This is a genomic window from Marisediminitalea oceani (assembly GCF_003731635.1).
GTDB classification, from domain to species: Bacteria; Pseudomonadota; Gammaproteobacteria; order Enterobacterales; family Alteromonadaceae; genus Alteromonas; species Alteromonas oceani.
Window position 1 is genome coordinate 1 of the sequence record NZ_RCUA01000040.1, and the last position, 8495, is coordinate 8495.

The following is an 8495-nucleotide window of genomic DNA, read 5'->3' on the forward strand; positions in this document are numbered from 1 at the left end:
CAGGGCAACCGCATACTTTTACCCAAAAATAAGCTCTGCTCTGAATTCATCGGCCCAGCCAGCCATTTTGAGTTTGCTTCTCATGCTGGCTTTCTTGGGGTGTAAACGAGCCATATTCAAACAAAACCGCCTAATCACTCCGACATTTTCCGCTCCGTCCTCTTTGCGTATTCGGCTATCATCTTCTTTGAACGTCACGTCTAACACCCAGTGGACTTTATTTTCGACTTCCCAGTGTGCTCGGATAGCCTGGTTGACCGCAACGGGGTCAATATCCAGTGAACTGATGTAATATTGCGTTTCAGTGCTCACCTCTTTGTCTTTAAGGTGGCGCTCTCGCTCTATTTTGATAACACTGCGTATACCTTTCCAGTGCTGTGCTTCACTTATCCACTCACTGACTCTTAGTTGCTGGCACCGGCGTACTTCAATTCGTCCATGGCCAGAATCAGTCTGTTCATTACAGGCAATCCAAGCGGGATTATCCCTCTCTACCTTATGGAAATAGGCGGCAATTTCATCGCGTAGTTGTTTGTGGTTGTTTTTGATGCAGAGCACATAATCTGCGTTCTCCGAGCTGATTTTCTCGACTATCTTTTTCTGAGAGTTCATGGCATCTGCACTGATAAGAGCGCCTTTAATATTAAGCGTGTCGAGTAGGTCCAATACCGAAGCATTCTCATTTTTCTTGCCCGATGACTTCAGTTGCGCAAGCACTAAACCTGCATCTTTGCTCCAGGCGGTAATGCTATGTAATGCCGTTTGCTTATCGCCATCGTAGGAATGACGAAGTGTCTTACCGTCGATGGCAATTTGAGGCTTACCCGTTTCAACACGCACTTCATTCACCCAATTCATAAAGGCTTTATTTAATTGTTCAGGGCATATTACTCGAACAATTCGGGCAATGGTATCGTCAACAGGAATGCCGTTTTCAAAGGGACGGTATTGGCGCAACCAATCAAGTTTATCTCGACCAAACACTTCTATATCGCTCCAACCCTCTGCTCCAGAAAGGACTGCACTCACAGTCAGAAATATCACATCAATAAAGTCATGTTGAACATTAATTTGCGTGCGGGGATCGGTAACTTCTGAAAAATGGCTTAGAAAACTCATAATTAACTCGTGTCATCAAAAAAACTATTTGATCACACTAATGATGATAAATATAACGAATTAAATCGATCAGATATCAGAGTAATTTAACAAAAGTACGATCTTGCCCTGCTTAATAATCCTAATTTTGTTGCCCTATCACGAATAGAAATTACGCGGACTGTGAATAATTATTTTTGTCAATACAATTTATCCACAGTTTTAGTGGCGATCCACCAAATTGAGGTCTTGTCAAGCACACGATCGGCTACTGATCGCCTATACAGGGTCCTCGATCACAACTGTGCGATCTGATCGTGATTTAAAGATTTTTCTTTAATAAACATAAAATTAAACGTTTCGCGTCGGGGTTTTTTGCTGATCCGGATTTACTTTGGATCGAATAAGTAAGATAATCCACAAGCTAGTTAATCGATCAGCGTGACATCATCAGTTTACTCACAATTCACCTGTTTGTTAGTCGATGCGACCCGCAGCATTTATACACAACATTAAATAACGATAATAACAATAAAAATAAGGCCTAGAGCCAGAACGGAGCATAATAATAATATGTCTTTATGGAATCAGTGCCTGGAGCGTTTGCGTCAGGAACTCCCTACACAGCAGTTTGTTATGTGGATAAGACCACTAACATCAGAACAAAATCAGGATGCTGTAACGCTTTATGCTCCGAATCGGTTTATTTTGGACTGGGTTCGAGAAAAATACCGCGACAAGATCAATCAGTTATTTGTTGAGTTCAGCGGCGGCAAACAGGCGCCACAGCTGCGTTTCGAGGTGGTTCAACGTCGTGCTGCGCCGGCTGCGTCTAATCCGGCGCCAAGTGTCACCGACAGCGATCCGATCCGCGGATCGGCAAGGGGATCGTCGTTTTCTGCATCTGTTGATAATTACAGTCAGCCTCCTCAACAATCAAACGCTTTCACTAATGGCAACAATGCATCAATGCAAAGTCCGCCAGCTGCACCGGCGCCGGTAAGTGCCAGGGTTAATCCACCAGCATCGGCAGGGCAGACGGTAAATAAGGTCATCCCTATACCGGAAGGCGTGAGTCACAAGAGCAATATCAATCCCACTTATCAGTTTGATAACTTTGTTGAGGGTAAGTCTAACCAGTTAGCCAGAGCTGCGGCGAGCCAGGTAGCCAACAATCCAGGCGGCTCATATAACCCGCTGTTTATATATGGCGGCACTGGTTTAGGTAAAACTCACTTATTACATGCAGTAGGTAACGGCATCCTCAATACTAAGCAGGATGCTAAAATCATTTACATGCACTCCGAGCGTTTTGTGCAGGATATGGTTAAAGCGCTGCAAAATAATGCCATCGAGGACTTCAAGCGTTTTTATCGTTCGGTGGATGCGTTACTCATTGATGACATTCAATTCTTTGCCAATAAAGAACGTTCCCAGGAAGAGTTTTTCCATACCTTTAATGCGTTGCTGGAAGGTAATCAGCAAATCATTCTTACCTCCGACCGTTACCCCAAGGAGATTGACGGGGTAGAGGACCGCCTTAAATCGCGGTTTGGCTGGGGACTAACCATCGCAATTGAACCGCCGGAACTTGAAACCCGGGTGGCGATTCTGATGCGTAAAGCGGCTGAGAATAATATTCAGCTGCCTAACGAGGTTGCTTTCTTTATCGCCAAACGTTTGCGCTCGAATGTTCGGGAACTGGAAGGCGCATTAAACCGCGTTATTGCCAACGCAAACTTTACCGGCAGACCAATCACCATTGATTTTGTGCGTGAGGCATTGAGAGATTTACTCGCGTTACAAGAAAAGCTGGTTACGGTGGATAATATTCAAAAAACGGTCGCAGATTACTATAAAATAAAGGTATCTGATATTCTGTCAAAACGTCGCAGCCGCAGTGTTGCCAGGCCAAGACAAGTCGCCATGGCGTTATCTAAGGAATTGACGAATCATAGCTTGCCCGAGCTGGGTAATCTGTTTGGTGGCAGAGACCACACTACGGTGTTGCATGCCTGCCGCAAAATAGAGCAGCTAAAAGAAGAAAGTCATGATATAAAAGAAGACTATAAGAACTTGATAAGAACACTGTCTTCTTAACAGAAACCAACACAGGTGAGAAAAGAATTCGATGAACTTTACCATCAGCCGGGAAAACTTTTTACAACCATTACAACTAGTATCCGGGGCAGTAGAGAGACGCCATACTCTGCCGATTCTATCTAACGTTTTAATAAAAGTTAGTGAAGGCGCACTTTGGTTAACGGGTACAGATTTAGAGGTGGAGTTAATTTCCAGTACACAACTGGAAGGGGACTTTGCCGAAGGTGAGATCACCGTACCTGCCAAGAAGCTTTTTGATATTTGTCGTGGCTTGTCTGATGGTACAGAAATCAACTTTTCACTTGATGGCAATAAAGCCGTTATTCGTGCTGGTCGCGGTCGTTATACTCTCTCAACGTTATCAGCCAGCGATTACCCGAATCTCGAAGACTGGGAAGGCGAAGTTGAGTTTGAAGTATCAGGTGCAAATCTTAAACGCCTAATCGACAGCGTTCATTTTTCCATGGCACAGCAGGACGTACGTTACTACCTCAATGGTATGTCTCTTGAAACCGAAGAAAACCTGGTAAGAACCGTTGCTACCGATGGCCACCGTTTAGCACTTTGTCGACTTGATTATACTGCCGCTACCTTGCCAGCACGTCAGGTTATCATTCCACGTAAAGGTGTGCTGGAAATTTCCCGTCTGATTGAAGACGACGACAAGCTGTTAAAAATTCAGATTGGCGCGAACCATATTCGCATGTTTTCTACTGAGTTCATTTTTACCAGTAAGTTGGTTGATGGTCGCTTCCCGGATTATCGTCGTGTACTACCCAAAGACGGCGACAAGATTATCCTGGCCAGTAAAGATGTATTAAAAGATGCGTTCTCTCGTGCTGCTATTTTATCGAATGAGAAGTTCCGCGGTGTTCGTTTAAACATCTCTTCCGGCGAATTAAAGATTACGGCTAACAACCCAGAGCAGGAAGAAGCCGAGGAAATCGTCGATATCGATTATCAGGGCGATTCCCTTGAAATAGGTTTTAACGTTGCTTACTTAATTGATGTATTAAATTCTATTAATTCAAATAACGTTAAGATCAATCTTATGGATGCCAATTCCAGTGCGCTAATCGAAGACGCTGATGATGGTGCAGCCTTGTTCGTTATAATGCCCATGCGCCTGTAGGTGTAATGAGCCCATCATTTTTATAACTTTTGAATACATTGCCGAATCTCGATATTCGGCTTTGTTGTATTTAATCCCCGGTTTTTATTTCACCCAGAGCGTAAGTATTGTTTTATGATTTTGGATAAGGTGCAGCTCACAAAGTTTAGAAACTTCGAGTCTGTACAATTCAGTCCGTCGCCATCGCTAAGTATCATTACCGGTAAAAACGGTAGTGGAAAATCTTCGCTTTTGGAAGCGCTTCATTACCTGGGATATGGCCGTTCATTCAGAACCTCCAAACACCAATCGGTTATTAAGCACGATAACGATGCGTTCACGATTTTCGCCAGCTGCCAGAATGACGACGGTAAACAATTCAAGATTGGTTTGTCCCGGGGAAATTCAGAACAGTTCAAATGTAGTGTTAATGGCGAACATTTTAAGCGTCTTAGTGATCTGGTGAGTTTACTGCCTATTCAATTGTTCACCCCTCAAAGTACCGATTTGGTGATTGGATCACCTTCAGAAAGAAGACGATTCTGCGACTGGGGATTGTTCCACGTGGAACAATCCTATTCAGAACTGATAAAAAACTATGGAAAGGTACTTAAGCATCGCAATGCGCTGTTAAAGGACTATAATGGACAATCCGCCCAAAATGACACGGGATATTGGGATCAGCAGATTATCGTGCTAGGGGAGCGTATAGATGCATTACGCGGCGAATACGTCAACCGATTAATTCCTGTATTCGAAAGCACATGTAGGCAATTTCTACCTGAGTTTTCTGTCGAAATTTCGTATTATAGGGGCTGGGAAAAAGATAGCGATTTATCGCAGGCTTTAAATAAAAAGCTGCCTTACGATAGAAAGGTGGGATACACCTCTGTTGGTCCTCATAAAGCAGATTTACGCTTTAGGGTAAACAAAACCCAGGCCCAGGAAGTGCTATCACGCGGACAGTTAAGAATGGCAGTTGCTGCATTACAATTAGCCCAGACAAAGCTATTTACGCTGGAAACCAGTAGGCACAGTATCTTTTTGCTCGACGATATTGGTGCCGAATTGGATGCAGAAAAAAGAGAACGGTTCATCGATGGGTTGTTAGAAACTCAGACCCAGGTTTTTGTTACTGCCATAGAACAAGAACAACTTGAATTTGTGAATAAATATAAAGACAAAAAATTGTTTCACGTGGAACATTGCAACGTGAACGAGGAGTAAAACTGAATGTCAGAACAGCACAATTATGATTCTTCCAGTATTAAAGTTCTGAAAGGATTGGACGCAGTACGGAAGCGTCCCGGCATGTACATAGGTGATACCGATGATGGAACAGGTCTACATCACATGGTGTTCGAGGTTGTAGATAACTCCATTGACGAAGCGTTAGCAGGACACTGTTCTGAAATCAAAGTACAAATTCATACTGATGGCTCTGTATCCGTGTCTGATAACGGCCGTGGTATTCCTACTGAACTACACCCGGAAGAGGGTGTGTCTGCTGCTGAAGTTATTATGACTGTACTTCACGCTGGCGGTAAATTTGATGATAACTCCTATAAGGTATCAGGTGGTTTGCACGGCGTTGGTGTATCGGTAGTAAATGCACTCTCCAGCAAGCTAAAACTAACAATCCGTCGTGGAGGAAAAACCCACGAGCAGGAATATCAGCACGGCGTACCACAACAGCCACTGGCCGTAATTGGCGATACTGAAAGCTCTGGTACTGCAGTACGTTTCTGGCCAAGTACCGATACCTTCTCGGATGTTGAATTTCACTATGAAATTCTGGCCAAGCGCTTACGCGAACTGTCATTCCTGAACTCAGGTGTATCAATTAAACTGAAAGACGAGCGCGACGGAAAAGAAGATCACTTCCATTATGAAGGCGGTATTCAGGCGTTTGTTGAATACCTTAACCGCAACAAAACACCAATTCACCAAAAGGTATTTCACTTCTCCAGCGAACGAGAAGATGGGATTTCTGTTGAAATATCTATGCAATGGAACGATGGCTTCCAGGAAAATATTTACTGCTTTACTAATAACATTCCACAGCGTGATGGTGGTACTCACTTAGCGGGTTTCCGTGGGGCACTAACTCGTACACTGAATAACTACATGGAAAAGGAAGGGCTGAACAAAAAAGCCAAGACTTCTACCAGTGGTGATGATGCCCGTGAAGGGTTAACCGCAGTTGTGTCAGTAAAAGTACCTGATCCAAAATTCTCGTCACAGACTAAAGACAAATTGGTTTCTTCTGAAGTGCGTCCGGCTGTAGAGTCTGCCATGAACGAAAAACTGGCTGACTACTTACTGGAAAACCCAACAGAAAGTAAAATCATAGCCAGCAAGATTATTGATGCAGCGCGCGCTCGTGAAGCAGCGCGTAAAGCCCGCGAAATGACACGTCGTAAAGGTGCGTTAGACCTCGCCGGCTTACCAGGCAAATTAGCTGACTGTCAGGAAAAAGATCCGTCCCTTAGCGAACTGTATATAGTGGAGGGTGACTCTGCAGGTGGTTCAGCCAAGCAGGGTCGTAACCGTAAAAACCAGGCTATCCTGCCATTGAAAGGTAAAATCCTTAACGTTGAGAAAGCACGCTTTGATAAGATGCTGTCTTCTCAGGAGGTCGCTACCTTAATTACAGCCCTGGGCTGTGGCATTGGTCGTGACGAATATGACCCGGAAAAGCTGCGCTATCACAGCATCATCATCATGACCGATGCGGACGTGGATGGCTCGCATATTCGTACCTTGCTGCTGACGTTCTTCTACCGCCAAATGCCAGAAATTATCGAACGCGGCTATGTATATATTGCCCAGCCACCACTGTATAAAGTGAAAAAAGGTAAGCAGGAACAATATCTCAAAGACGACGACTCACTGACCAAACACCTGACTTCTATCGCAATGGACGGTGCTGAGTTATATACCAGTGAAGATGCGCTGCCTATCAAAGGTGTGGCGCTGGAAAACCTGGTACAGCAATACCAGGGCGTAGAAAAGATGATTGCGCGCATGTACCGAGTAATGCCAGTGAGCCTGTGGTACAAACTTATTTATACCAAAACACTGTCTACCGACGATCTAACTGATAAAGATGCGTTAGCTGCATTTGCCTCTGAGTTCACCAGCGCGTTGGAAACACAGGAAACCGATGGCGCGTTATACAAATACGAAATTAAACATGACGCCGAGCGTAGCGAATACTACATTGCTATTATCATGCGAATGCACGGTATTGACTACGAGTATAACCTTGGCAGAGACTTTATCGAGTCTGCTGAATATCAGCGCATTAAAGGCCTTAACGAAGCCATTAATGGCATGATGGAAGAGGGTGCCTATGTTAAGCGTAATGAGCGGAAAGAGCCGGTAACCTACTTTGTAGACGCACTGGAATGGCTCATGGGTGAAGCGAAGCGTGGCCAGTACATCCAGCGCTATAAAGGTCTTGGTGAAATGAACCCGGAACAGCTTTGGGAAACCACCATGGATCCGGAAAGCCGTCGTATGCTACAGGTCACTATCGAAGATGCCATTGCCTGTGACCAGTTGTTTACAACGCTAATGGGCGATCAGGTTGAACCGCGACGTGCCTTTATTGAAGCCAACGCCCTGAACGTAGAAAACCTCGACGTATAGGCTGTTGTTGCTAAATCTATAAACTAAAAACCCGGCAAAATATGCCGGGTTTTTTTGTTTGCCCAGCGAAGCTGGCAAACCCGTCAGGTTGAAAGAAACCTGAATCACCCTGACTGAGGGGAAGATAATCCGAATGGCAAGGGCGTTGCTGGCCAACGGCAGGGTTCGAAGGAAGCCATAGGAAGTTAGAAGTACACAACGAAAGTGAACCTGATTCGGCAAGGCAGGAGGGTAAGCGTGCAAAATAGCGCGAAGCCCGATACTCAGTCAGTCCTGTTTTGTGTTTGAGGGTGGAATTTCTAACAGGGAGCCAGTGCAGTAACTGGGGAAGCCTGACACCGTCTCTGGTGATAAGCCAGAAGCATTTGTACGAGAGGAGACTCGAGGCAGGTGTTGGTGCGAGGTGGCAGATGAAGCTGTAGTAGTGAGTAAGGTTCGGCCTGTGAAAGCCAGTAATGGTGTGGAGGATAAAACCGGACTGACCATCTGCATTAAGTCAGATGGAGTCTTTACAGCCAAAAGCTGATAA

The 8495-nt window shown here is 44.8% G+C and carries 5 protein-coding genes; 4 read left to right on the forward strand and 1 reads right to left on the reverse strand.

What is annotated here, in order from left to right; translation table 11 throughout:
* Nucleotides 1-18 precede the first annotated feature (18 nt).
* On the reverse strand, nucleotides 19-1119 hold the full coding sequence (locus tag D9T21_RS12780; protein ID WP_123323549.1) for an ISAs1 family transposase: 1101 nt from the start codon (nucleotides 1117-1119) through the stop codon (nucleotides 19-21).
* A gap of 552 nt (nucleotides 1120-1671) precedes the next feature.
* Between D9T21_RS12780 and dnaA the strand changes: the two genes are divergently transcribed.
* The 4 genes from dnaA (at nucleotide 1672) to gyrB (ending at nucleotide 7966) form a co-directional block, all read left to right on the forward strand.
* Nucleotides 1672-3198 carry a chromosomal replication initiator protein DnaA gene (gene dnaA / locus D9T21_RS12785; protein ID WP_123325375.1) on the forward strand — a complete coding sequence of 509 codons (1527 nt, stop codon included), beginning with the start codon at nucleotides 1672-1674 and terminating at the stop codon, nucleotides 3196-3198.
* A 31-nt stretch (nucleotides 3199-3229) separates the two neighbouring features.
* Complete coding sequence (dnaN, locus tag D9T21_RS12790; RefSeq protein ID WP_123325376.1) at nucleotides 3230-4333, forward strand: DNA polymerase III subunit beta; 1104 nt, start codon at nucleotides 3230-3232, stop codon at nucleotides 4331-4333.
* 114 nt (nucleotides 4334-4447) lie between these two features.
* Entirely contained in the window at nucleotides 4448-5539 is a 1092-nt protein-coding gene (recF, locus tag D9T21_RS12795) for a DNA replication/repair protein RecF (protein WP_105935438.1), read from the forward strand.
* Between the two features lie 6 nt (nucleotides 5540-5545).
* Entirely contained in the window at nucleotides 5546-7966 is a 2421-nt protein-coding gene (gene gyrB, locus D9T21_RS12800; protein ID WP_123325377.1) for a DNA topoisomerase (ATP-hydrolyzing) subunit B, read from the forward strand.
* Nucleotides 7967-8495: the final 529 nt, after the last annotated feature.